Consider the following 23,772-nt stretch of genomic DNA (forward strand, 5'->3'; position numbering starts at 1 on the left):
CTAGACGCGGCCACTGACAGCGGGCTCGTGCGGCAGCCGCGAGGGCAGGCCGAGGTCGGCCGGGAGGAGGGCGCCCACCCAGGCGTCGCGCACGGAGTCGACGCGGAGCAGGGAGGCCCGCAGGAGGCCCTCGATGCGGAAGCCCGCCTTCTCGGCGACGGCGCGCGAGCCGGTGTTGCCGACCTCGGCGCGCCACTCCAGGCGTACGGCGCCCAGGCCGGTGAAGGTCCAGCGGGCGACCGCGGTGACGGCCTCGGTCATGTAGCCGTGCCCGCGGTGCTCCTTGGTCGCCCAGTAGCCGATCTCGTACGCACTGGTCCCGAAGACCTCGTGCACGTGGACACCGACGGCTGCGACCAGCGGGCCGTCGGGGCCGAGGCGGACGGCGAAGGAGTAGGCGGTGTCGTCGCGCCAGCCGCCCGGCACCAGCTCGCCGACGAAGCCGCGGGCGTGCGCGCGCTCGTACGGGGAGGGGACCATCGTCCAGCGCTGGATGTCCGGGTCCTGGCAGGCGGCGAACACCTCGTCCTCGTCGGAGGGGGAGAACGGCCTCAGTACGAGCCGGTCGGTGGTCAGTGTGATGGGCTCCATGAGCGGATTCTGCTGCCGTGACCGGTGCCCGGGCGAACACTTTTCGGGAATCTCACAGGGGAAGCGGCACCTTCCGCGTCACCCGTACGTTCTCAATACGGGCACCCGCGCCCTCGCGGCTACGGCGGACCTCCCGACGCGACCACGTCCTCGCTTACGATGGCCGTTGCGGTGGGGACCACCTGCCGTGCCCGTGTACGTACAGTGCCCAGGCCCGACCGGCAAGGAGACAAACCTCGGTGTCCGTCTTCAACAAGCTCATGCGTGCAGGCGAAGGCAAGATCCTGCGCAAACTGCACCGCATCGCGGACCAGGTCAACTCCATCGAAGAGGACTTCGTCAACCTCTCCGACGCCGAGTTGCGGGCGCTCACGGACGAGTACAAGCAGCGTTTCCAGGACGGCGAGAGCCTGGACGACCTGCTGCCCGAGGCCTTCGCCACCGTGCGTGAGGCCGCGAAGCGCGTACTCGGCCAGCGGCACTACGACGTCCAGATGATGGGCGGCGCGGCGCTGCACCTCGGCTACGTGGCCGAGATGAAGACCGGTGAGGGCAAGACCCTCGTCGGCACCCTGCCCGCGTACCTGAACGCACTGTCCGGCAAGGGCGTCCACCTGATCACGGTGAACGACTACCTCGCCGAGCGCGACTCCGAGATGATGGGCCGGGTCCACAAGTTCCTGGGCCTGGAGGTCGGCTGCATCCTGGCGAACATGTCGCCGGCGCAGCGCCGCGAGCAGTACAACTGCGACATCACCTACGGCACGAACAACGAGTTCGGCTTCGACTACCTGCGCGACAACATGGCGTGGTCGAAGGACGAGCTGGTGCAGCGCGGCCACAACTTCGCCGTGGTCGACGAGGTCGACTCGATCCTCGTCGACGAGGCCCGCACCCCGCTGATCATCTCCGGCCCGGCCGACCAGGCCACGAAGTGGTACGCGGACTTCGCGAAGCTCGTCACCCGCCTGACCAAGGGCGAGGCCGGCCAGCCGCTCAAGGGCATCGAGGAGACCGGCGACTACGAGGTCGACGAGAAGAAGCGCACGGTCGGCATCCACGAGGCGGGCGTCGCCAAGGTCGAGGACTGGCTCGGCATCGAGAACCTCTACGAGTCGGTGAACACCCCGCTCGTCGGTTACCTGAACAACGCCATCAAGGCGAAGGAACTGTTCAAGAAGGACAAGGACTACGTCGTCATCGACGGCGAAGTCATGATCGTCGACGAGCACACCGGCCGTATCCTCGCCGGCCGCCGTTACAACGAGGGCATGCACCAGGCCATCGAGGCGAAGGAAGGGGTGGACATCAAGGACGAGAACCAGACCCTCGCCACGATCACCCTGCAGAACTTCTTCCGCCTCTACTCGAAGCTGTCGGGCATGACCGGTACGGCCATGACCGAGGCCGCCGAGTTCCACCAGATCTACAAGCTCGGTGTCGTCCCGATCCCGACCAACCGCGCGATGGTCCGCAAGGACCAGCCGGACCTGATCTACCGCACCGAGGTCGCGAAGTTCGCCGCCGTCGTCGACGACATCGCGGAGAAGCACGAGCAGGGCCAGCCGATCCTCGTCGGTACGACCTCGGTCGAGAAGTCCGAGTACCTCTCGCAGCAGCTCTCCAAGCGCGGCATCCCGCACGAGGTGCTCAACGCCAAGCAGCACGACCGTGAGGCGACGATCGTCGCCCAGGCCGGCCGCCGCGGCGCCGTCACCGTCGCCACGAACATGGCCGGCCGCGGTACCGACATCAAGCTCGGCGGCAACCCGGACGACCTCGCCGAGGCCGAGCTGCGCCAGCAGGGCCTGGACCCGGAGGAGCACATCGAGGAGTGGGCGCACGCCCTTCCCGCGGCGCTCACCCGGGCCGAGGCTGCCGTGAAGGCCGAGTTCGAGGAGGTCAAGGACCTCGGCGGGCTGTACGTGCTGGGCACCGAGCGCCACGAGTCGCGCCGTATCGACAACCAGCTGCGCGGCCGCTCCGGCCGACAGGGCGACCCGGGCGAGTCCCGCTTCTACCTGTCGCTCGGCGACGACCTGATGCGGCTGTTCAAGGCGCAGATGGTCGAGCGCGTCATGGCCATGGCCAACGTGCCGGACGACGTGCCGATCGAGAACAAGATGGTGACGCGCGCGATCGCGTCGGCCCAGTCGCAGGTGGAGACCCAGAACTTCGAGACGCGCAAGAACGTCCTGAAGTACGACGAGGTCCTCAACAGCCAGCGCGAGGTCATCTACGGCGAGCGCCGCCGCGTCCTGGAGGGCGAGGACCTCCAGGAGCAGGTCCGCTTCATGATGGACGACACGATCGACGCGTACATCACGGCCGAGACGGTCGAGGGCTTCGCCGAGGAGTGGGACCTGGAGCGCCTGTGGGGCGCCTTCAAGCAGCTCTACCCGGTGAAGGTCACCATCGAGGAGCTGGAGGACGCCGCGGGCGACCGGGCGGGCATCACCGCCGAGTTCATCGCGGAGTCCGTCAAGGACGACATCCACGAGCAGTACGCGTCGCGCGAGAAGGCGCTCGGCTCCGACATCATGCGCGAGCTGGAGCGGCGCGTGGTGCTGTCGGTGCTGGACCGCAAGTGGCGTGAGCACCTGTACGAGATGGATTACCTGCAGGAGGGCATCGGCCTGCGGGCGATGGCCCAGAAGGACCCGCTGGTCGAGTACCAGCGCGAGGGCTTCGACATGTTCAACGCCATGCAGGACGGCATCAAGGAGGAGTCCGTCGGCTACCTGTTCAACCTGGAGGTCCAGGTCGAGCAGCAGGTCGAGGAGCTTCCGGTGCAGGACGCGGCCGCGGCGCCGTCGCTGACGAAGGAGCCGGTGCCGGCGGCGCGTCCGGAGATCCGGGCGAAGGGGCTGGACGCTCCGCAGCGGCCGGACCGGCTGCACTTCTCCGCGCCGACGGTGGACGGTGAGGGCGGTGTGGTCGAGGGCGACTTCGCGTCCGACGCGGGTGCCGGTGACGGTGACGGGGGCGGCATGACGCGGGCGGAGCGGCGGAAGGCCGCCAAGGCCTCTGGCGGGCGTCGCCGGAAGAAGTAACCCCTGCGGGGTTGAGCTCGTCGGCCGGGGCCGGACACCGTTGTGGTGTCCGGCCCCGGCCTCGTTGCGTTGCGTGGTGCGTTCGGCTGCGGCGCCGCTGCCGGGGCTCCGCCCCGGACCCCGCGCCTCAAACGCCGGCGGGGCTGGATTTACCCCTGGCGGGGCTGGAATTGCCCCTGGCGGGGGTGGTTCCGGGGGCTTGGAGTTCTACCGCTGCGCAGCGCCAGCGGAGGTCTGGGCCCTGTTCCAGGCGGAAGGCCATGGCCGTGACGCGGTCGCCCGTTGCGATGCGGGCGAAGGCTTCGATGACGCCCGGGCCCGGGGTGAAGCGGCCGCACTGGCGGATGACCGGGCTGAGGCGGGCGCGGAGGTGGTCCGCCGGGGCCAGGGTGATCAGCTGCTGGTAGGCCGGGCCGACGGTGTGGCCGAGGAGCGAGTGGACCGGGCGGCGGCCGCTGACCACCGCGAGCAGGCGTTCGGCGAACCAGTGGTGCGGGCCGAGCCGCAGGGTGCGCGGAGGGCGGCGCTGGTCGTTCCGGCCGGCCGGGCGGGTGCGGGTCCGGCCGCCGGGCCTGCGGCGGGCGGCCTCGCCGCCGATCGTCGCGCGCATCGTGGTGTCCATGGCGATCTGCCCCCGAACAGGCCGGGCCCGGATCGGTACCGGGCGGTAACTTGATGGGGATCTTCTACGGCCGTCGGATACGCTCCGCAACCGCCGGGGAGGCCGGAGCGGCTTCCCTGCCCGGTTCACCTATCCGAGTGCGTGACGGTCCGTGGCCGCGCTGCGGCCGACCGGTGCCGGGTACGAGGGTGGACGGGAGCCGGCCGTGGCCCGACACCCCGAAGGGGGACTACGGCCGTCCCCCACTCGGCCGCAGGTCGGCAGTCGTATCCTGGGGGCGTTTCCGACTACCGAAAGCAGCCGGCCATGCGCGTGTACGTCCCCCTGACCCTCCCCGGGCTCGCCGAGGCGCACAAGGCGGGTGAGCTGGGGCCCGCCCCACTGCGTGCGTACGCCGTCACGCCCGGGCTGCGCGAGTGGTACGTGTCGGACGACATCGAGGAGCTGGAGTACGCCGCCCTCAGCCGGGCCGCCGCCGCCTCCCTGCGGATGCTGGCCGGCGAGGAGGGCGCGCCGCGCAAGCGGGTCGTCGTCGCGCTCGACGTGGACGACAAGGCCGTCAGCGCCACCCCCGGAGTGGATGAGGCGACCCTCGCGCAGGTGAGCCTGGCGGCGGCCGTACGGCTCACCGTGGCCGCCGCCGTGCACGTGGACGCCGATGACGCCAAGGAGGACGTCTCCGCGGCCGCCGACGCCCTGGAGGCCGCCGACGGCGGGGACGACGACGCGCAGTTCACCGTGGACGGGGCCGAGGACCACGAGCTGCTGTGGTTCGGGGTGCAGGAGATTCCGGGGCTGTTGCGATGACGACCCACATCGTCTGGGACTGGAACGGCACGCTGCTGCACGACATCGATGCCGTGATCGTGGCGACCAACGCCTCCTTCGCCGAGCTCGGTTTCGCGCCGATCACCCTGGAGACGTACCGCGACCTGTACGTCGTACCCGTGCCCAAGTTCTACGAGCGGCTCATGGGGCGGCTGCCCACCGATGAGGAATGGGTCGTCATGGACGAGGCCTTCCACCGGCACTACTGGGCCGCCGCCGAGGATTCCGGGCTCGCCGAGGGCGCCCGCGAGCTGCTCCAGGGATGGCAGCGGGACGGACTGACCCAGTCACTGCTGTCCCTCGCGCCCCATGAGAAGCTCGTGCCGCTCGTCCGGTCGCACGGCATCGACGTGCACTTCCTGCGCGTCGACGGGCGGACCGGCCCCTCCCACAGCTCCAAGGCGGGGCACCTCGTACGCCACATGGCCGCCCTGGACGGGACGGGTGTGACAGCCGGTCGTACGGTCCTCATCGGAGACGCCGTGGACGACGCGCTCGCCGCCGCCCACGTGGGCGCCCGGGCCGTCCTGTACACGGGTGGCTCCCACAGTCGCGCCAGTCTGGAATCGGCCGGTGTGCCCGTCGTGGACTCCCTGGCAGAGGCCGTACGCACAGCTCGCGAACTGGCCGAATAGCGTCTGGCACGGTCCGCGCGTCGCGTCGCTGGCCAGAGTGTCAAAGTTCCACCCCAACATTTGTACAGATGCAGTGAATGACGGCCGGGGGGTAGGGCGAGATAGCCTAGTACCCGTGATCAGCGCGATAGTCATCGGCGGCACTGGAGCCTCCGGCATGCGCCCGGCGCACGACCGTGCCCGGGCCTTCGCTGATTCCCGCTCCCGGGAGCTCCAGCCGAACGTGGCCGATTCCCTCCCGGTGGCCTCTCCCGACGGCATAACGTCGATATCGATCACTGACGGACATCCCGCCCCAGGGCGGCACTCCGTCATTCCTTCCTTCACCTACGTCACGCAATGGCGCGCGACAGGAGCCAGAGGACATGCAGACCAAGCTGGACGAAGCAAAGGCCGAGCTGCTCGCACGGGCGGCCCGGGTAGCTGAGAACAGCCCGGCCGGGGGGCTACTTCCGACTGGGTCCGAGCAGGGAGGGCGTCCCGACCGGGACACCGTGCTCTCCTACCTCCAGCGCTACTACCTGCACACGGCCCCAGAGGACCTCACCGACCGGGACCCGGTCGACGTTTTCGGGGCGGCGCTCTCGCACTACCGCATCGCCGAGAACCGTCCGCAGGGCACCGCGAACGTACGCGTGCACACCCCCACGGTCGAGGAGAACGGCTGGACCTCCAGTCACTCGGTCGTCGAGGTGGTCACCGACGACATGCCCTTCCTCGTGGACTCCGTCACCAGCGAGCTGTCCCGCCAGGGCCGCGGCATCCACGTCGTGATCCACCCGCAGGTCGTCGTCCGCCGTGACGTCACCGGCAAGCTCATCGAGATCCTCGGCCCCGACTGCGACGCGCACGGCCCCGGGACCGCGCGCCCCCACGACTCCCTCGTCGAGTCCTGGATCCACGTCGAGATCGACCGCGAGACCGACCGCGCCGACCTCAAGCAGATCACCGTCGACCTGCTGCGCGTCCTCTCCGACGTCCGCGAGTCCGTCGAGGACTGGGAGAAGATGCGCGACGCCGCGCTGCGCATCGCCAACGGCCTGCCCGAGGAGCCCACCGCCCCGGACCTGCGCGAGTACGAGCTGGAAGAGGCCCGCGAGCTGCTGCGCTGGCTCGCCGACGACCACTTCACCTTCCTCGGCTACCGCGAGTACAACCTCGTCGACGGCGACGCCCTGTCCGCCGTGCCCGGCACCGGCCTCGGCATCCTGCGCTCCGACCCGCACCACAGCGGCAAGGACGACGGCCACCCGGTCTCGCCGTCCTTCAACCGGCTGCCCGCGGACGCCCGCGCCAAGGCCCGCGAGCACCGCCTGCTGGTGCTGACCAAGGCCAACAGCCGCTCCACCGTGCACCGTCCCTCGTACCTCGACTACGTGGGCGTGAAGAAGTTCGACGCCGAGGGCAACGTCGTCGGCGAGCGCCGCTTCCTCGGCCTCTTCTCCTCCGCCGCGTACACCGAGTCCGTGCGCCGCGTCCCGGTCATCCGCCGCAAGGTGGCCGAGGTCCTCGAAGGCGCCGGCTTCACGCCGAGCAGCCACGACGGCCGCGACCTGCTGCAGATCCTGGAGACGTACCCGCGCGACGAGCTGTTCCAGACCCCGGTCGACCAGCTCCAGGCCATCGCAACCTCCGTCCTGTACCTGCAGGAGCGCCGCCGGCTGCGGCTGTACCTGCGCCAGGACGAGTATGGGCGCTACTACTCGGCGCTCGTCTACCTGCCGCGCGACCGGTTCACCACCGGCGTCCGGCTGCGCCTGATGGACATCCTGAGGGAGGAGCTCGACGGCATCAGCGTCGACTTCACCGCCTGGAACACCGAGTCGATCCTCTCCCGCATCCACTTCGTCGTCCGCGTCCCGCAGGGCAAGGTACTGCCCGTCCTGACCGACGCCGACGTCGAGCACCTCGAGGGCCGCCTCGTCGACGCCGCCCGCTCCTGGGCCGACGGCTTCTCCGAGGCCCTGGTCGCCGAGCTCGGCGAGGAGCGCGCCGCCGAGCTGCTGCGCCGCTACGGCACCTCCTTCCCCGAGGGCTACAAGGCCGACCACTCGCCGCGCGCGGCCGTCGCCGACCTGGTTCACCTGGAGAAGCTCTCCGCCAGCGAGCGTCCGTTCGCGCTCTCCCTGTACGAGCCCGTCGGCGCGGGCCCCGGCGAGCGCCGGTTCAAGATCTACCGGACCGGTGAGCAGGTCTCGCTGTCCGCGGTCCTGCCCGTGCTCCAGCGCCTGGGCGTCGAGGTCACCGACGAGCGTCCGTACGAGCTCCGCCGCTCCGACCGGGTCAGCGCGTGGATCTACGACTTCGGTCTGCGGATGCCGCTCCCGACGGGCAACGGCGACAACGCGGCGACGTCCAACTACCTCGGCGACGACGCCCGCGAGCGGTTCCAGGAGGCCTTCGCGGCCGTGTGGACCGGCGACGCGGAGAACGACAACTTCAACACTCTGGTGCTGGGCGCCGGGCTCACCTGGCGGCAGGCCGTCGTCCTGCGCGCGTACGCCAAGTACATGCGCCAGGCCGCCTCCCCCTTCAGCCAGGACTACATGGAGGACACCCTCCGCAACAACGTCCACACCACCCGGCTGCTGGTCTCCCTCTTCGAGGCCCGGATGTCGCCCGGCCGCCAGGCCGCCGGCAGCGAGCTGGTCGACGCCATGCTGGAGGAGCTGGACGGGGCCCTGGACCAGGTCGCCTCGCTGGACGAGGACCGCATTCTGCGGGCCTTCCTCACCCTCATCAAGGCCACCCTGCGGACGAACTTCTTCCAGCTCAACGCCGCGGGCGAGCAGCACTCGTACGTGTCGATGAAGTTCGACCCGCAGGCCATCCCGGATCTGCCGGCCCCGCGGCCGGCCTTCGAGATCTGGGTGTACTCCCCGCGCGTCGAGGGCGTCCACCTGCGCTTCGGCAAGGTCGCCCGAGGCGGTCTGCGCTGGTCCGACCGCCGTGAGGACTTCCGGACGGAGATCCTCGGCCTGGTCAAGGCGCAGATGGTCAAGAACACCGTCATCGTGCCGGTCGGCGCCAAGGGCGGCTTCGTCGCGAAGAACCTCCCGGACCCGTCGGTCGACCGCGACGCGTGGCTCGCCGAGGGCATTGCCTCGTACAAGATCTTCATCTCGGCGCTGCTCGACATCACCGACAACATGGTCACCGGCGAGGTCGTGCCGCCGAAGGGCGTCGTCCGCCACGACGAGGACGACACCTACCTCGTCGTCGCCGCCGACAAGGGCACCGCGACCTTCTCCGACATCGCCAACGGGGTCGCCGAGTCCTACGGCTTCTGGCTGGGCGACGCCTTCGCGTCGGGCGGCTCCGCCGGCTACGACCACAAGGGCATGGGCATCACCGCCCGCGGCGCGTGGGAGTCCGTCAAGCGGCACTTCCGCGAGTTCGGTCACGACACCCAGACCCAGGACTTCACGGTCGTCGGAGTCGGCGACATGTCCGGTGACGTGTTCGGCAACGGCATGCTGCTCTCCGAGCACATCCGCCTGGTCGCCGCCTTCGACCACCGGCACATCTTCATCGACCCGAACCCGGACGCGGCCACTTCCTACGCCGAGCGCCGCCGCCTGTTCGACCTGCCGCGCTCCTCGTGGGCCGACTACGACACCTCGCTGATCTCCGCGGGCGGCGGCATCCACCCGCGCAGCGCGAAGGCCGTCCCGATCACCGCGCAGGTCCGCGCGGCCCTCGGCATCGAGGCCGGCGTCACCAAGATGACCCCGGCCGACCTGATGAAGGCGATCCTGCAGTCCCCGGTGGACCTGGTGTGGAACGGCGGCATCGGCACGTACGTCAAGGCCACGGCCGAGACGCACGCGGACGTCGGCGACAAGGCCAACGACGCCATCCGCGTCAACGGCTCCGAGATCCGGGCCAAGGTCATCGGTGAGGGCGGCAACCTGGGCCTGACCCAGCTCGGCCGGATCGAGTTCGCCCACCACGGCGGCAAGGTCAACACCGACGCCATCGACAACAGCGCGGGCGTGGACACCTCCGACCACGAGGTGAACATCAAGATCCTGCTCAACGCGGTCGTCGCCGACGGGGACATGACCGTCAAGCAGCGCAACAAGCTGCTCGCCGAAATGACCGACGAGGTCGGCAAGCTCGTCCTGCGCAACAACTACGCGCAGAACACGGCACTCGCAAACGGCTCGTCCCAGGCCCCGAGCCTGCTCCACGCCCAGCAGCGCTTCATGCGCCGCCTGGAGAGCGAGGGGCTGCTCAACCGCGAGCTCGAGTTCCTGCCCACCGACCGGCAGATCCGCGAACTGCTCAACAGCGGCAAGGGCCTGACCCAGCCGGAGCTGGCCGTCCTGTTCGCCTACACCAAGATCACGGTGGCGGACGAGCTCATCCACACCGAGCTGCCGGACGACCCGTACCTGCTCCGCCTGCTCCACGCGTACTTCCCGGGCGCCCTGCTCCAGAAGTTCCCGGAGCAGATCGACGCGCACGCGCTGCGCCGCGAGATCATCACCACGCTCCTGGTCAACGACACCGTCAACTCCGGCGGCTCGACCTTCCTGCACCGTCTTCGCGAGGAGACCGGGGCCTCCCTGGAGGAGATCGTCCGGGCGCAGCTCTCGGCCCGCGAGATCTTCGGCCTGGCCGAGGTGTGGGACAGGGTGGAGGCCCTCGACAACGAGGTCGCCGCCGACGTCCTGACCCGGGTGCGGCTGCACTCGCGCCGCCTGGTCGAGCGCGGTACCCGCTGGCTGCTGAACAACCGGCCGCAGCCGCTGCAGATCAGCGAGACCATCGCCTTCTTCGAGGCGCGGGTGGCCGAGGTGTGGTCGGAGCTGCCGAAGCTGGTGCGCGGGGCCGACCTGGAGTGGTACCAGTCGATCCTCGACGAGCTGACGGGCGAGGGCGTCCCGGAGGAGCTGGCGGCCAAGGTCGCCGGGTTCTCGTCGGCGTTCCCGACGCTCGACATCGTCGCGATCTCGGACCGCACCGGTGTGGACCCGCTGGGTGTCGCCGAGGTGTACTACGACCTCGCCGACCGCCTGGACATCACCCAGCTGATGGACCGGATCATCGAACTGCCGCGGTCCGACCGCTGGCAGTCCATGGCCCGCGCCTCCATCCGCGAGGACCTGTTCGCGGCGCACGCTGCCCTGACCGCGGATGTCCTGGCGGCGGGCAACGGGGACTCGACTCCGGAGGAGCGCTTCAAGGCGTGGGAGGAGAAGAACGCGGCGATCATCGGCCGGTCGCGGACGACCCTGGAGGAGATCCGGGGCTCGGACGACTTCGACCTGGCCAATCTTTCGGTGGCGATGCGGACGATGCGGTCGCTGCTGAGGGCGCACAGCTAGTCGGCTCTGCCGAACGGGCCGTGCCCGGGACCTTGCCGGTCCTGGGCACGGCCCGTTCGCGTTCCGGGTGCGGCGCCGTTGCCGGGGGCTCCGCCCCCGAACCCCCGCGCCTCAAACGCCGGCGGGGCTAGCTTTTGCCCGCGGTGAAGGCTTCGTAGGCGTCGCAGACCTCCGCGGACGGGCCGTCCATGCGCATGACCCCCGCCTCCAGCCAGATCGCGCGGTCGCAGGTCTCGCGGACCGTGCCGATGCCGTGGCTGACCAGGAAGACCGTGCCGGCGTGTTCGCGCAGTTCCTCGATGCGGGCCTGGCTGCGGCGCTGGAAGGCGGCGTCGCCGGTGGCCAGGGCCTCGTCGATCATCAGGACGTCGTGGTCCTTGGCGGCGGCGATGGAGAACCGCAGGCGGGCGCCCATGCCGGAGGAGTACGTACGCATGGGCAGGGAGATGAAGTCGCCCTTCTCGTTGATGCCGGAGAAGTCGACGATGTCCTGGTAGCGGTCCTTGATCTGCTCGCGGGTCATGCCCATGGCGAGGCCGCCGAGGACGACGTTGCGTTCGCCCGTCAGGTCGTTCATCAGGGCGGCGTTCACCCCGAGGAGGGACGGCTGCCCGTGCGAGAAGATCCGGCCGGCGGACACGGGCTGGAGGCCGGCGATGGCCTTGAGGAGGGTGGACTTTCCCGAGCCGTTGGTGCCGATGAGGCCGATCGCCTCGCCCCTGTAGGCGGTGAAGGTGACGCCCTTGACGGCGTGCACCTCGCGGATGCCGGGGGCCGGCTTGCGGGAGAAGATCCGGCTCAGGGCCGCGGTGGCGGTGCCCCTGCCCTTGCCGCCGCCGTGGACCTTGTAGACGACGTGGACCCCGTCCGCGATGACGGTGGGTACGCGGGTGTCGGTGAGCTCAGCCACGGCCGTACTCCTCCTCGGCCTTCCAGAAGTAGACGAATCCGCCGACGCCGGCGAGCAGCGCCCAGCCGATGGCGATGGGCCACACGTGGTGGGGGAGCGAGTGCGCCTGGAAGCTGTCGATCAGCGCGAAGCGCATCAGGTCGATGTACACGGCAGCCGGGTTGAGCTTGAGCATCATCGACACCCAGTGCGGCAACTGGTCCGTCTTCAGCATGGAGTCGATGGACCACATCACGCCGGAGGAGTACATCCAGGTGCGCAGGACGAACGGCATGAGCTGGCTGACGTCCGGGCTCTTGCTGCCGATGCGGGCCATGATCATGGCGCAGCCGGCGGCGAAGACGGCCATGAGGAGCAGGGTGGGGACCGCCAGGAGCCAGGCCGGGTTCGGGGTCTGGCCGAAGGCGAACAGCAGGATGACCAGGGCGCCCATGGTGACGAGCAGTTGCTGGAAGAGCTGCACGACGGTGGAGATGGGCAGGCTGGCGCGGGGGAAGTGCAGGGCGCGGACCAGGCCGAGGTTGCTGTGGACGGAGCGGGTGCCGGCGTTGATGGAGCTGCCGATGAAGTCCCAGACGAAGACGCCGGTGATCAGGAACGGCAGGTAGTCGGGCACGCCGTGGCTGGCGTGCATGACGATGCCGAAGATGAAGTAGTAGACCGCCGCGTTGAGCAGGGGGGTCACCAGGTGCCAGACCTGGCCGAGCTTCGCGGTGCTGTACTGCGCCTGCATGCGGGCGGTCGCGTACGCCGTCACGAAGTGGCGGCGGCCCCAGAGCTGCGCGATGTAGCGGGGGAGGGCGGGGCGGGCGCCGCTGAGGGTCAGGCCGTGGGCGGCCGCGAGGTCCGCCGGGTCCGCGTACGCGGGGGGTGCGGGTGCGGTTGCCGTCGAGGTGGTCACGAGGGTCGCTTTCGCCGGGGTCGGGGCGTCGAGCGACGACGGGACGGGTCCGTATCGTCGCTACGGCGAGAGTAGGACGCTCAGCGTCGGAACGCAACCGTATCGTCGTGACGTGCGGGTGCCGATATGCTCTGGGCATGACGACGGATCCTGCTGCCACCCCCACCCGCCGTGCCCCTGCCGGGGCCGCTGTCCTGCGTGCGGACGTCACCGAGGCGATCCGTGCGGCGGTGCTGGAAGAGCTGGCCGCGGTCGGCTTCTCCCGGATGTCGATCGAGGGCGTCGCGCGGCGCGCGGGGGTCGGGAAGACCGCGGTGTACCGGCGGTGGAAGTCGAAGCTGCACCTGGTGCTGGACCTGGTGGGGGCGTTCGCGGTGGACGGCCTGCCGGTGCCGCGGACGGGGTCGCTGTACGGGGACGTACGGGCCCTGCTGGAGGTCATGTCACACGTGCTGCGGCACCCGGTGGCGTCCGCGGTGATCCCCGACCTGCTGGTCGAGGCGGCGCGGAACCCGGAGATCGCGGACGCGGTGCGGGGTGCGCTGCTGGACGGGCAGCGGCGGCTCGCCGCGGGGATCGTGGGCGAGGCGGTGGCGCGCGGCGAGCTTCCGGAAGGGGCCGATCCGGAGCGGGCGCTCGATCTGGCGATCGGGCCGCTGTACTGGCGGCAGGTGGTGGTCCGGGACTCCGTCCCCGGGGGGTACCTGGACGAGCTGGCCCGGTCGGTCGTGGCGGGGCTGCGGGCCGTTTGAGCCAGTGGGGGTGCGGGCCGGGTTGTGCCCGTGCGGGCCGCCGTCCCGGGGCTCCGCCCCGGACCCTCTCCCCCAGCTACCGCTGGGTGGGGGTCCCCCCGGCCGGAGGCTGGGGGAGTGCCCCCACCAGACTCCGTCCGGGGGGACCCCCACGCCTCGAACGCCGGCGGGGCTGGATTTTGGCTGGTGTCGGCCTGAAAGTGCGCGCAGAGCAACCTCGGGAAACTTCAGCCCCTCCGGCGTTTGGGGAGCGGGGTCCTGGGGCGGAGCCCCAGGGGGACGCGCGTGGGTGGGCCTCACGGCCAGACGTGGGCCAGGGCCGGGGACGGGGTCGGGGCGGCGGCAGCCGGGGGGCAGGGGTGGCGGTCTTCCAGGGGGGTGACCGCCGGGACCGGGTTCGGCTGGCCCAGGAAGACGCGGCGGACGACGCGCTCGGCCGCGTGGCCGTCGTCGTACGAGCAGAAGCGCGCGCGGAAGGCCGCCCGGAGCTGGGCCGAGCGGGAGCCCTGCCAGTGGCCGGTGGTGAAGATGTCGACGAGCTCGTCCTGGGTGCGGGCGATCGCCCCCGGCGGGCAGGCCCGCAGGTCGAAGTAGGTGCCGCGGGCGGCCTCGTACGCCTCCCAGTCGTCCGCGTGGATCACGATCGGCCGGTCCAGCGAGGCGTAGTCGAACATCAGGGACGAGTAGTCGGTGATCAGGGCGTCCGAGGCGAGGCAGAGCTCCTCGACCGACGGGTACGAGGAGACGTCGATCAGCCGCGGCTGCGGGTCCGGCGCCGCGTGGGAGTCCGCGTACGTGAGGTGGGTGCGGGTGAGGAGGACGAAGCGCGGGCCCAGGTCGCGCAGGACCCGCTCGAAGTCCAGGTGGTCCGGCCGGCTGCGCCGGTAGTCGCGGTGCGTGGGGGCGTAGAGGATCGCGGTCGAGTCGGCGGGGATGCCGAGGCGTTCGCGCAGCTCCAGGACGTCGGACCGGGTGGCCCGGTGGAAGGCGTCGTTGCGCGGGTAGCCGTATTCGAGGGTGGTGTAGGAGGAGGGGACGGCCTTCTCCCACACCAGGGTGGAGTGCCGGTTCGCCGAGAGCAGGTAGTCCCACTGGTCGGCGCCGCGCAGCAGGCCCGCGAAGTCCGTCGTAGGGGTGGCCGCCGGGCGGTCCTGGAGGTCGAGGCCGACCCGCTTGAGCGGGGTGCCGTGCTGGGTCTGGAGCAGGATCTGGCCCGGGCGCTTGACCAGGGCGCGCTCGAAGTTGACGTTCGTGGTGAGGTACGTGGCCCGCGCCAGGGCCGTCCAGTACGCCGCCGAGCCCGGCCGCAGGGCCACCGTCTCCCGGGGCAGCGTCGCCTCGTGCTCCGCGTCGCAGATCCACGCCGTCCGCATCCCCGGCGCCAGCTCCCGCAGCTTCGCCTCGATCGCCGCCGGGTTGCAGGCGTAGCCGCCGTGCCAGTACGCGGAGAACACCGCCAGCTCCGGGCGCAGCGGGAGCAGCCGCTGGGCGCGGTAGTGCAGGCGCAGGGCGGTCTCGCGCAGGCCCCGGCCCAGGGTGGCGGCGGCGCGGCCCGTCGCCAGGGCGGCCGCGCGCACGAGCGAGAGCAGCCGGTAGGTGCGGCGGGTGCCCAGCCGCATGAGGGCGTGGCGCAGTCGGTCGGTACGGGAGAGCGAGAGGGGCGGCGCGCCGGCCCGGCCCGTGGCCCGGTAGCGGCGCAGCAGTACCGAGGCCCGCTTGAAGAACTCGGCCCGGACGGCGCGCGGGAGGCGGCGCGGGTCGGCGTACAGGGCGCAGAAGTGCTCGGCCATCCGCCGGTGCACGGCGGGCCGCCAGCGCTCCAGTTCGGGACGGCCGGCGAGGTAGCCGAAGACCCGGTCGTACTGGTCGAAGATGTCGAGGTGGCGGCGGCTGGTCGTGGTCAGGATCGAGCCGGTGCGCCGCTGTCGGTAGTGCACGCAGACCCGGTCCAGGACGGCGACGGACTCGGCGGCCAGCAGCGCCGGGTAGGTCCAGGGGGTGTCCTCGTAGAGGCCGGGCGGGAAGCGCAGGCCCTCGCGTTCCACGTACTCGCGGCGGTAGGTCTTGTTCCACACCACCATCAGCATGCCGAGGAGTGCCGGGCGGTCGGCGAGGCGGAAGCTGGCCGGGCCCTCCTCGGAGAGGCGGTGCGAGAGGCGGTTGCGGACCAGCTCGCCCGTCCAGAAGGTGCGCGCGTAGTCGTAGACCAGGACGTCGGGGGAGCCGGTGGCCTTCAGCCGGTCGGTGATCGCCTGCAGGGCGCCGGGGGCGAGGGTGTCGTCGCCGTCGAGGAAGACCAGGTAGTCGCCGGTGGCCCGGGCCAGGCCCGCGTTGCGGGCGGGGCCCAGGCCGACGTTGTGCGCCAGGCGCACGGCGGTCACCCGGGGGTCCCGGGCCGCGTACTCGTCGATGATCGAACCGCAGGCGTCCGGGGAGGCGTCGTCGACCGCGATCAGTTCCAGATCCGGGTACGACTGCGTCAGGACCGAGTCCAGACTCTCCTGGAGGTACGCCTGGACCTTGTACGCGGGCACGATGACGCTGAACCGGGGCACGGCACATCCAGGGGTCGGCGCGGGCATATTGCTCCCCCAGCTACCGCTGGGTGGGGGCACCCCCGGCCGGAGGCTGGGGGAGTGCCCCCAAGGAACCCCTGGCGTGGCGATCGGGTTACGCAGCGTGTGGCATTCGGGTTACGGAGCGTCAACGTGCCACGTCAACCGGTGTCTTGCGTCGTCCTTTACTTGATCGCGCCGGCCATCACCCCCGAGACGAACTGCCGCTGGAAGGCGAAGAAGACGACGAGCGGCACCACCATCGACAGGAAGGCGCCGGGGGCGAGCACGTCGATGTTGTTCCCGAACTGCCGTACCTGCTGCTGGAGCGCGACCGTCACGGGCGGGTTCGCCGAGTCCGCGAAGACCAGCGCGACCAGCATGTCGTTCCACACCCACAGGAACTGGAAGATGCCGAGCGAGGCGATCGCCGGACCGCCCAGGGGCAGCACCACCCGTGCGAACAGCCGCAGTTCACCCGCGCCGTCGAGGCGGGCCGCCTCCAGCAGCTCGCGCGGGATCTCCGCGAAGAAGTTGCGCAGCAGGAACACGGCGAACGGCAGCCCGAAGGCGGTGTGGAAGAGGACCACGCCAGCCGTGGTCTCGAACAGGCCGATGGAGCCGAAGAGTTCGGAGACCGGGATCAGGGCCACCTGCACGGGGACGACGAGCAGACCGACCACGATGAGGAAGAGCCAGTCCCGGCCGGGGAACTCCAGCCAGGCGAAGGCGTATCCGGCGAACGCGCCGAGCGTGACGACGAGCAGGGTGGCCGGTACCGCGATCGCGACGGTGTTCAGGAGGGAGCCGGTGATCGTGTCGTTGGCCAGCAGCCGCTCGTAGTTGCCGGCCGTCAGCCGCGCGGGCGCGGTCAGCACCTGCCACCAGCCGCCCTTGTTGAGGTCGGTGGCGGAGAGGAAGGAGGAGATCAGCAGCCCGAGGGTGGGCATCATCCAGAACAGCGCGGCCAGGACCAGGAAGATCCTCAGTGCCCCGCCCGCCATCCGCGATGCCAGCCTGGTGGTCGTCGCGCGGGGTCGGATCATCGGGACCCCTCCTTCCGGAGCCGGCGGATGTTCACGAGCATCACCGGCACCACCAGCACCAGGAGCAGGACGGCGATCGCACTGCCCAGGCCCGGGTCGGCGTCCGTGCCGAAGGAGGTGCGGTACAGCTGGAGCGCGAGGACGTTCGCGTCGTCCTGGACCGCGCCCGGGGCGATCACGAAGACCAGGTCGAAGACCTTCATGACGTTGATGACGAGGGTGACGAGCACGACCACCAATACGGGCGCCAGCACCGGGACCGTGATCCGGCGGAACACCTGCCACTCGTTCGCCCCGTCCACCCGCGCCGCCTCCAGCAGCTCCCGCGGTACGGCCGCCAGCCCTGCCCCGATCAGCACCATCGCGAAACCGGCCCACATCCATACGTACGCCCCGATGACCGCCGGGGTGACGAGCGACGGCCCCAGCCACTGCACGCCCGCGTACGCCTCCCGGAAGTTCGAGGCGGGCAGCTGCAGCCGGGCGCCGTCGGCCGCCGCGGGGAGGCTGAAGGTGCCGTCGGCGCGGGTCGTCGTCGAAGCCACCACCTTGCCGTCCTTGACCGCCTCGATCCGCATGCCGGCGAACGCCGACTCGCTCGGGTCGACCGCGTTCGTACGACCGCCGCCGCCCCGGGTGAAGTCCTGCCAGGCCGTCCCGGTGACCCGGCCCGGCTCGGCCGGTGCGGACTTCGCCGTACGCGTGCCCTCGGGCAGGGACTCCGGGGCCACCCCGACCAGCGGGAGCACGGCCGGGGTGCCCGCCGTGACCGGATCGCGGGTGACGAAGGCGCCCCCGTCGGCCGGCACCAGCGGGGAGTCCCGGCCGGGGCGGGCCTTGGGGAAGGCCGAGGACTCGGCGAAGGTGTCGTGGACCCCGACCCACACCGCGTTGGCGATGCCCCGGTCCGGGTCGTGGTCGTAGACCAGGCGGAAGATGATGCCCGCCGCCAGCATCGAGATCGCCATCGGCATGAAGACCAGCAGCTTGAACGCCGTTCCCCAGCGCACCCGTTCGGTCAGCACCGCGAAGATCAGGCCGAGGGCGGTGGCCGTGGTGGGCGCCAGGACCACCCACACCGCCGTGTTCTTCAGGGCGGTGCGGATGGTGTCGTCGCTCAGGATCTGGCGGTAGTTGCCGGCCCCGACGAAGGAGTCGCCCGAGCGGTCGAAGAAGCTGCGGTAGATCGAGTAGCCGATCGGGTGCACGACCAGCGCGCCGAGGAGTACGAGGGCCGGGAGGAGGAACGCCGCCGCGATCAGACGGCGGCGCCGGGCCTCCCGGGAGGTGGCGGCCACCGGGATCAGTTCCCGTAGGCCTTGGCCGCGTCCGCCTCCAGTTTCGCCTGGGCGCCCGCCACGTCCGACGGGTTCGCGAGGAAGTCCTGGAGGGCCTTCCACTCACCCGCGCCCGGGGTCCCGCCGAAGGCCGACGGGGCCTGGTCCGACATGTCGAAGCGGAAGTCATCGCCCGCCGCGATCAGTGCCTTGGCGATGTTCCGCTGGATGTCGTTGGGGTACGCGGCCGGGTCGACCCCCTTGTTCGGGGAGACGAAACCGCCCTCGCGGGCCTGGATCTCCGCAGCGTCCGCCGAGGCCAGGAAGGTCAGCAGCGCCTGCGCGCCCTTCGACGGCTTCAGCGCCACCGCCACGTCACCGCCCGAGACCACCGGCGCCTTCTCGCCGACCGCCGGGAAGGGGAACACGAGCGCGTCCTTGCCCACCTTCGCGTCCGTCTGCGCGATGTTCACCGCCACGAAGTCGCCCTCGAAGACCATCGCCGCAGCAGGCCGGTCCCCGCCCGTGAAGGTCTGCGTCACCGACTTCGGGAACTCGGTGGACAGGGCCCCGCTCGGCCCGCCCGCCAGGAAGTCCTTGCGGCCCCACAGCTCGGCCAGGGTGGTCAGCGCCTGCTTGACGCTGTCGTCCGTCCACTTGATCTGGTGCTTGGCCAACTGGTCGTACTTCTCCGGGCCCGCCTGGGAGAGGTAGACGTTCTCGAACCAGTCGGTGAGGGTCCAGCCGTCCGCGCCGGCCACCGAAACGGCCGGGGTACCGGAGGCGGAGAGGGTGTCGGCCGCGGTCAGGAGGTCCTTCCACGTCTTCGGCGGCTGCACGCCCGCCGCCTCGAAGGCCTTCGCGTTGTACCAGATCAGCGACTTGTTGGCGGCCTTGTAGTACACGCCGTACTGGGCGCCGTCGACCGCGCCGAGCTTCTTCCAGCCCGCCGAGTAGTTCGCGTCGAGCTGGGCCTGGGCCTCCGCGCCCACCGGCTGCGCCCACTTGTTCTGCACCGCCGAGACCAGCGCCCCGACCTGCGGGAGCAGCGCCACGTCCGGCGGGGCCCCGCCCGCGATCTTCGTACCGAGGAAGGTGACGATCGGGTCCTGGGCCGGGACGAAGGTGACCGAGGCACCCGTCCGCTTCTCGAACTCCTTCAGGACCTTGGTGAAGTTCTCCTGCTCCGGGCCCGTCCAGACCGCCGCGACCTCCAGCTTCTCGCCGGTCAGCTTCGGTAACTCCACCCGCGGGGCGGCCGAGCCGCCCTGGGGTGCTTTCGACGGATCGTCCGTGGCGGACTTGCCCTTGCCGTCGTCCCCGCAGGCGCTGAGCACCAGCGCGCCCGCCGCGGCCAGCGCTGCCCAAGTGAGTGTCGTACGGCCCGTTCCGTGCTGGCGCATGGTGCTGCCCCCGATGCCCGTGGTGTGTCCCGGACCACAAGGTCTACGCCGACCCGCGCGCCCCGCGCAATACCGCGTCGCGGGGGGCGCGTCGGGGTTCACGGCGCCGGCGGGAACAGTACGGGTATCGCCGAGACCAGGTGCGAGGCCCGGTCCAGGGCGCTGGCCAGCAGCGCGAGGTCGGTCGGGCCGTTGCCCAGCTCGCGCACCGGCCGGCGGGCCGGCGGGTCGCCCATCCGCTCCCACTCCACCGGGACCACAGTGGGCCGCAGGGTCGCCGTCCGGGGGATCCGGCCCGTGACCCGGCCCGCCTGGAAGGGCACCGTCCGCCCGTCCGCGTGCCGCAGCAGGCCGCGGCCGGGGCCCGGCTGGTCGGGGGCGTCCAACTCCACCCGCAGGGTGGTCAGGCGGGCGAGGAGGGTGTCGGCCGTACGGTCCGGACGGGCGCTCGTCGCCACCAGGTGCACGCCGAGCCGGGCACCCTCGCGGGCCACCGCCTCCAGCGCGCGGACCACCGAACCGGCGGCCGGCCGGCCGGTGGCGCCGAGCCCCGGCGCGACCAGCGCGTCGAAGTCGTCCACCAGCACCACCAGCCGGGGCAGCGGACTGGGCCCCGCCGGATCGGTACGGGTCGTGGAGGAACGCAGCCGCAGCGTGCCGCTGCGCTGGGGGTCGAGGTCGCCGCGCAGCTCGCCCGCGGTGGGCTGGCGGGGCGACACCATCCGGTCGGCCAGCTCCCGGCCGGCGTGCCACTCGGCGAACGGCACGCCCTCCAGCAGCTCGGCGCGGCGCTTGAGCTCCGCGCCCAGCGCCTGGGCGAACTCCCGCATGCGCAGCGGATCGGAGGCCACCAGGTGCGCCGAGACGTGCGGGAGCTCGGTGCAGGGCAGCAGGCCGTCGCCGCGCTCGCCGCCCGCCCCGTCGAGCAGGACCAGACCGAGCCGGTCGGGCCGGGCCGCCGCCGACAGCGAGGCCGCCACCGAACGCAGCAGCTCCGTGCGGCCGCTGCCGGCGGGGCCCTCGATGAGCAGGTGCGGGCCGTCGTGGACGAGCTCGGCGCCGACGGCTCCGCGCCGCCCGCTGCCCAGCACGATCTCGGCCAGGCCGCCCACGCCCTGCCCCTGGTCGGTGGCGGCGGCCCAGCGGGCCATCAGGGAGGCCGGGGTGGCCCGGGCCAGCCCCAGCTCGTCCAGCAGCCGCGCGGTGGCGGGCAGCGCGGCGGCGGCCGGCCGGTAGCCCGCGCCGGAGGGTTCGGCGGTGCGCAGGGGGGCCAGGGCGCGGGCGAAGCGCTCGGCCCAGGCGGCGGAGACGGCGTCGGCGGTGGCGGTGCCGCCGGTGGGCACCGGGCGGCCGCCGGTGACCGTGAAGGTGCGTACGGCCGTGGCCACGTCCCCGCTGAGCAGGGCGACCGCGCCGCAGTCCCGGAAGGCGGGGGAGTTCGCGCAGGCCGCCTCGTACGTGTCGGCGACCGGGGAGGCCGGGGTGGCGGCCGGGGCCTCGGCGAGCGCGAGGACGTGGATCCCGGCGGCCGGGCCGTGCGAGGCGAGCCGCCCGGTGAGGTCGCGCAGCGGGCCCGCGCCGGGATCGCCGTCGAGGACGAGCAGGGTGTACGGGCCTTCGTACGCGGCGGCGGCCAGCCGGACCCGCTCGGGATCGGCGGCGGCCCAGTGCGTGCCGAGGGGACTGTCGTCCAGCCGCCGGGTCAGTTCGCCCGTGCGTGCGGCGGCCTGATCGCGGTCGTACGCGAGGAGCAGCCGGCAGTCCTGGCCGTGCGCGGGCCGTACGTGGGGCAGCCAGCCGAGCCAGCCCCAGTCGCCGCGGCGGTCGGCGAGGCCGCGTGCGCGGTCGGTGGACAGCAGCACGATCTCCAGCTGCCCGGGCGCGTGCAGTGCGGCGAGCTGCGCGACCAGCCAGCGGGCGACCCCGGCCAGCCGGGCCCGCGGGCCGGCCACGCCGAGCCCGCCGACCTCGGGCAGTGACACCCGGCTCCCGGCGCCGAGCCCCACTTCCAGCAGACCGGGATGCCCGGGCGTACGCGACCACAGGCGCTCGGTGGGTCCCAGCGCGGCCAGCAGCAGCGCGGCCGGGTCGTCTGGGTCGGGTGCGGCGGCGGTGGCCGGCGCGGGCTCCCGCGGAGCCTCGGCGAGGTCCTCCCCGCGCACCCACTTCCGCGCCCAGGCCCCGATCCCCTTCCGCCGAGCCCTGCCGGGGGCTTCGGGGTGCGGCTGCTGCCCGGGGGGCGCCGCGGCCGCATCGGCCGACGCCCCGCCGGAGCCGGCCCACCCGGCCCCGCCGGCGGTGCCGGTCGTGCCCGTGCCGGAGGCGTCCGGCCGCGCGCCTGCCCCGCGGCTCCCGGCCGCGCCGGCTGACGTCCCGCCGGTGCCGCCCCACCCGGCTGCGCCGGGGTCGGTCGCGCCGGGGGCGCCCTGCCGCGTTCCGCCGGGGGTTCGGGGGCGGCGCCCCGAGGGTTGCGCGGCGCCGGGGGCGCCCGGGTCGCCCGGGCTGGTCGGCGTCCCGCCGGAGCCCGTCCACCCGGCTGCGCCGGAGGTGCCCGTACCGGAGGCGTCCGGCCACGCGCCGGATCCGGCGTTCCCGGCCGCGCCGGAGTCGCCCCATCCGGCCGCGCCGGAGGCACCGGCGGCGCCCGGCGTGCTCGTGCCGGCCTGCGACCCGCTGGTGCCCGTCCAACCGGCTGCGCCGGAGGAGGTCCTCGGGGTTCCGCCGGGGGATCCGGGGCGGTGCCCCGAGGGCCGGCCGGGGGCGCCCGTGCTGGTCGGCGGTCCGCCGGCGCTGCCGGGGCCCGCGACCCCTGCTGCGCCTTGCGGTCCGGGGCGGTGCCCCGAGGAGGTGTCGATGCCTGCCGCGCCGGCGGCGTCCGGTGTGCCGGCAGGGGTCCCGGGGCTGTGCCCCGAGGGCTGTCCGGCGCCGCCGGGGGGCGTGGCGAGGGGGACGGAGAGGTGGCCCTCCAGGTCCGGGGTGGTGGGGCGGGGGGCCGCCGCGCCCGATCCCCGGGCCAGGCGGAGGGTGGATTCGCCGACCCGGAGCAGGGTCCCCGGGGTCAGGGCGATCGGTTGCGGGCCCACCGGGGCGCCGTCCAGCGTGGTGCCGTTCGTGGAGTCCAGGTCGGCCACGGCCACCCGCCCGTCCCGCAGCACCGTCACCGCGCAGTGCAGCCGCGACACGTCGGGGTCGTCCAGCGGGACGTCGGCGTCGGCGGAGCGGCCCACCCGGATCTGCCCGCTGTGCAGCAGGTGCACCCCGCCCGCGTCGGGTCCGGCCACCACGTGCAGCTGCGGGGCCCCGAGGCTCTCCTCCGGCAGTACGTCCGGCACCGGCGCGTTCAGCGCCAGCACCGCCCCGTCGACGAGCGGCGGCTCGCCCAGGACCCGCCGCTGGAGGTCCAGCCGCTCCGCACCGGCGTACAGCACGACCGTGCCCCCGGTGTCGGGTCCGCCCACGGTCGCCGCGAGCCCGGAGGCGACCGCGGCCAGCGCGGTCCCGACGGGCGCGGTGACGAGCACGTCACAGCTGGCTGGGGCGCTCGCGGTCTGGTGGCCGCTGCGCGACCCGAGGACGGTCAGCCGGATCTGCATCGCCGTCAGCGGTCCCTTCTGCGCGGTGGGCGCGGTGTGTGCGCCCGGCAGGGGAATGACGGGACGGGCATGGCTGCCCGGTCGTCGCCCCCCGCCCGGCACGGACGCGTCGTCCGGTCAGGTCTGCCGGAAGGACGGGCTCCCGTCCCGTGCCTTCCGTACGTGTGCATCCTCGCACCTGTCACGGACAACACGCCCGGCACCCGCCGACAAGTGATCTTGATCGATCAGGCGGCGGGCCGGACCTCGCGGAATGCAGAGCAAAAACGCCAG

Annotated in this window: 14 protein-coding genes; 5 read left to right on the forward strand and 9 right to left on the reverse strand. The window is 72.2% G+C overall.

Translation table 11 applies throughout. From position 1 onward, the window contains the following. Window positions 1-591, reverse strand: coding sequence for a GNAT family N-acetyltransferase (locus OG625_RS24145; protein ID WP_329384876.1), 591 nt, complete (start codon window positions 589-591; stop codon window positions 1-3). 239 nt (window positions 592-830) lie between these two features. Here OG625_RS24145 and secA point away from each other — a divergent pair, with 239 nt between their 5' ends. After that, entirely contained in the window at window positions 831-3,644 is a 2,814-nt protein-coding gene (gene secA / locus OG625_RS24150; protein WP_329384879.1) for a preprotein translocase subunit SecA, read from the forward strand. A 127-nt stretch (window positions 3,645-3,771) separates the two neighbouring features. Here the strand turns inward: secA and OG625_RS24155 are convergent, their stop codons facing one another. Further along, window positions 3,772-4,254, reverse strand: a complete 483-nt coding sequence (locus OG625_RS24155; RefSeq protein ID WP_443067903.1) for an Rv3235 family protein — start codon at window positions 4,252-4,254, stop codon at window positions 3,772-3,774. 318 nt (window positions 4,255-4,572) lie between these two features. Between OG625_RS24155 and OG625_RS24160 the strand changes: the two genes are divergently transcribed. The 3 genes from OG625_RS24160 (at window position 4,573) to OG625_RS24170 (ending at window position 11,062) form a co-directional block, all read left to right on the forward strand. Then, window positions 4,573-5,073 carry a DUF6912 family protein gene (locus OG625_RS24160; RefSeq protein WP_329384885.1) on the forward strand — a complete coding sequence of 167 codons (501 nt, stop codon included), beginning with the start codon at window positions 4,573-4,575 and terminating at the stop codon, window positions 5,071-5,073. After that, window positions 5,070-5,729, forward strand: a complete 660-nt coding sequence (locus OG625_RS24165) for an HAD family hydrolase (protein WP_329384888.1) — start codon at window positions 5,070-5,072, stop codon at window positions 5,727-5,729. The genes OG625_RS24160 and OG625_RS24165 overlap by 4 nt, the downstream gene beginning before the upstream one ends. Window positions 5,730-6,094: 365 nt before the next feature. After that, the gene (locus OG625_RS24170) at window positions 6,095-11,062 is read left to right on the forward strand and encodes an NAD-glutamate dehydrogenase (protein ID WP_329384891.1); all 4,968 of its coding nucleotides are present in this window, start codon (window positions 6,095-6,097) and stop codon (window positions 11,060-11,062) included. Between the two features lie 127 nt (window positions 11,063-11,189). Here the strand turns inward: OG625_RS24170 and OG625_RS24175 are convergent, their stop codons facing one another. Together OG625_RS24175 and OG625_RS24180 are read right to left on the reverse strand one after the other, a co-directional pair. Next, window positions 11,190-11,972 (reverse strand): ABC transporter ATP-binding protein, encoded by a 783-nt coding sequence (locus OG625_RS24175; RefSeq protein ID WP_329384894.1) that lies wholly within the window; start codon window positions 11,970-11,972, stop codon window positions 11,190-11,192. Next, window positions 11,965-12,873 (reverse strand): ABC transporter permease, encoded by a 909-nt coding sequence (locus tag OG625_RS24180; RefSeq protein ID WP_329384897.1) that lies wholly within the window; start codon window positions 12,871-12,873, stop codon window positions 11,965-11,967. The genes OG625_RS24175 and OG625_RS24180 overlap by 8 nt, the downstream gene beginning before the upstream one ends. A 137-nt stretch (window positions 12,874-13,010) precedes the next feature. Between OG625_RS24180 and OG625_RS24185 the strand changes: the two genes are divergently transcribed. Next, window positions 13,011-13,625 (forward strand): TetR/AcrR family transcriptional regulator, encoded by a 615-nt coding sequence (locus OG625_RS24185; RefSeq protein ID WP_329384900.1) that lies wholly within the window; start codon window positions 13,011-13,013, stop codon window positions 13,623-13,625. A 296-nt stretch (window positions 13,626-13,921) separates the two neighbouring features. Here the strand turns inward: OG625_RS24185 and OG625_RS24190 are convergent, their stop codons facing one another. The 5 genes from OG625_RS24190 to OG625_RS24210 all read right to left on the reverse strand — a co-directional run bounded on the left by OG625_RS24190 (window position 13,922) and on the right by OG625_RS24210 (window position 23,499). After that, entirely contained in the window at window positions 13,922-16,207 is a 2,286-nt protein-coding gene (locus OG625_RS24190; protein ID WP_443067763.1) for a bifunctional glycosyltransferase/CDP-glycerol:glycerophosphate glycerophosphotransferase, read from the reverse strand. A 158-nt stretch (window positions 16,208-16,365) separates the two neighbouring features. Beyond that, a complete protein-coding gene (locus OG625_RS24195; RefSeq protein ID WP_329384907.1) occupies window positions 16,366-17,226 on the reverse strand; it encodes a carbohydrate ABC transporter permease in 861 nt (286 codons plus the stop codon). Beyond that, window positions 17,223-18,533, reverse strand: a complete 1,311-nt coding sequence (locus OG625_RS24200; RefSeq protein WP_443067904.1) for a carbohydrate ABC transporter permease — start codon at window positions 18,531-18,533, stop codon at window positions 17,223-17,225. The genes OG625_RS24195 and OG625_RS24200 overlap by 4 nt, the downstream gene beginning before the upstream one ends. Further along, window positions 18,530-19,906: an ABC transporter substrate-binding protein gene (locus OG625_RS24205; protein ID WP_329384913.1), complete on the reverse strand. Its 1,377-nt coding sequence runs from the start codon at window positions 19,904-19,906 to the stop codon at window positions 18,530-18,532. The genes OG625_RS24200 and OG625_RS24205 overlap by 4 nt, the downstream gene beginning before the upstream one ends. 98 nt (window positions 19,907-20,004) lie before the next feature. Next, window positions 20,005-23,499: an FHA domain-containing protein gene (locus OG625_RS24210; RefSeq protein ID WP_329384916.1), complete on the reverse strand. Its 3,495-nt coding sequence runs from the start codon at window positions 23,497-23,499 to the stop codon at window positions 20,005-20,007. Window positions 23,500-23,772: the final 273 nt, after the last annotated feature.

The organism is Streptomyces sp. NBC_01351 (genome assembly GCF_036237315.1).
Lineage (GTDB): Bacteria > Actinomycetota > Actinomycetes > Streptomycetales > Streptomycetaceae > Streptomyces.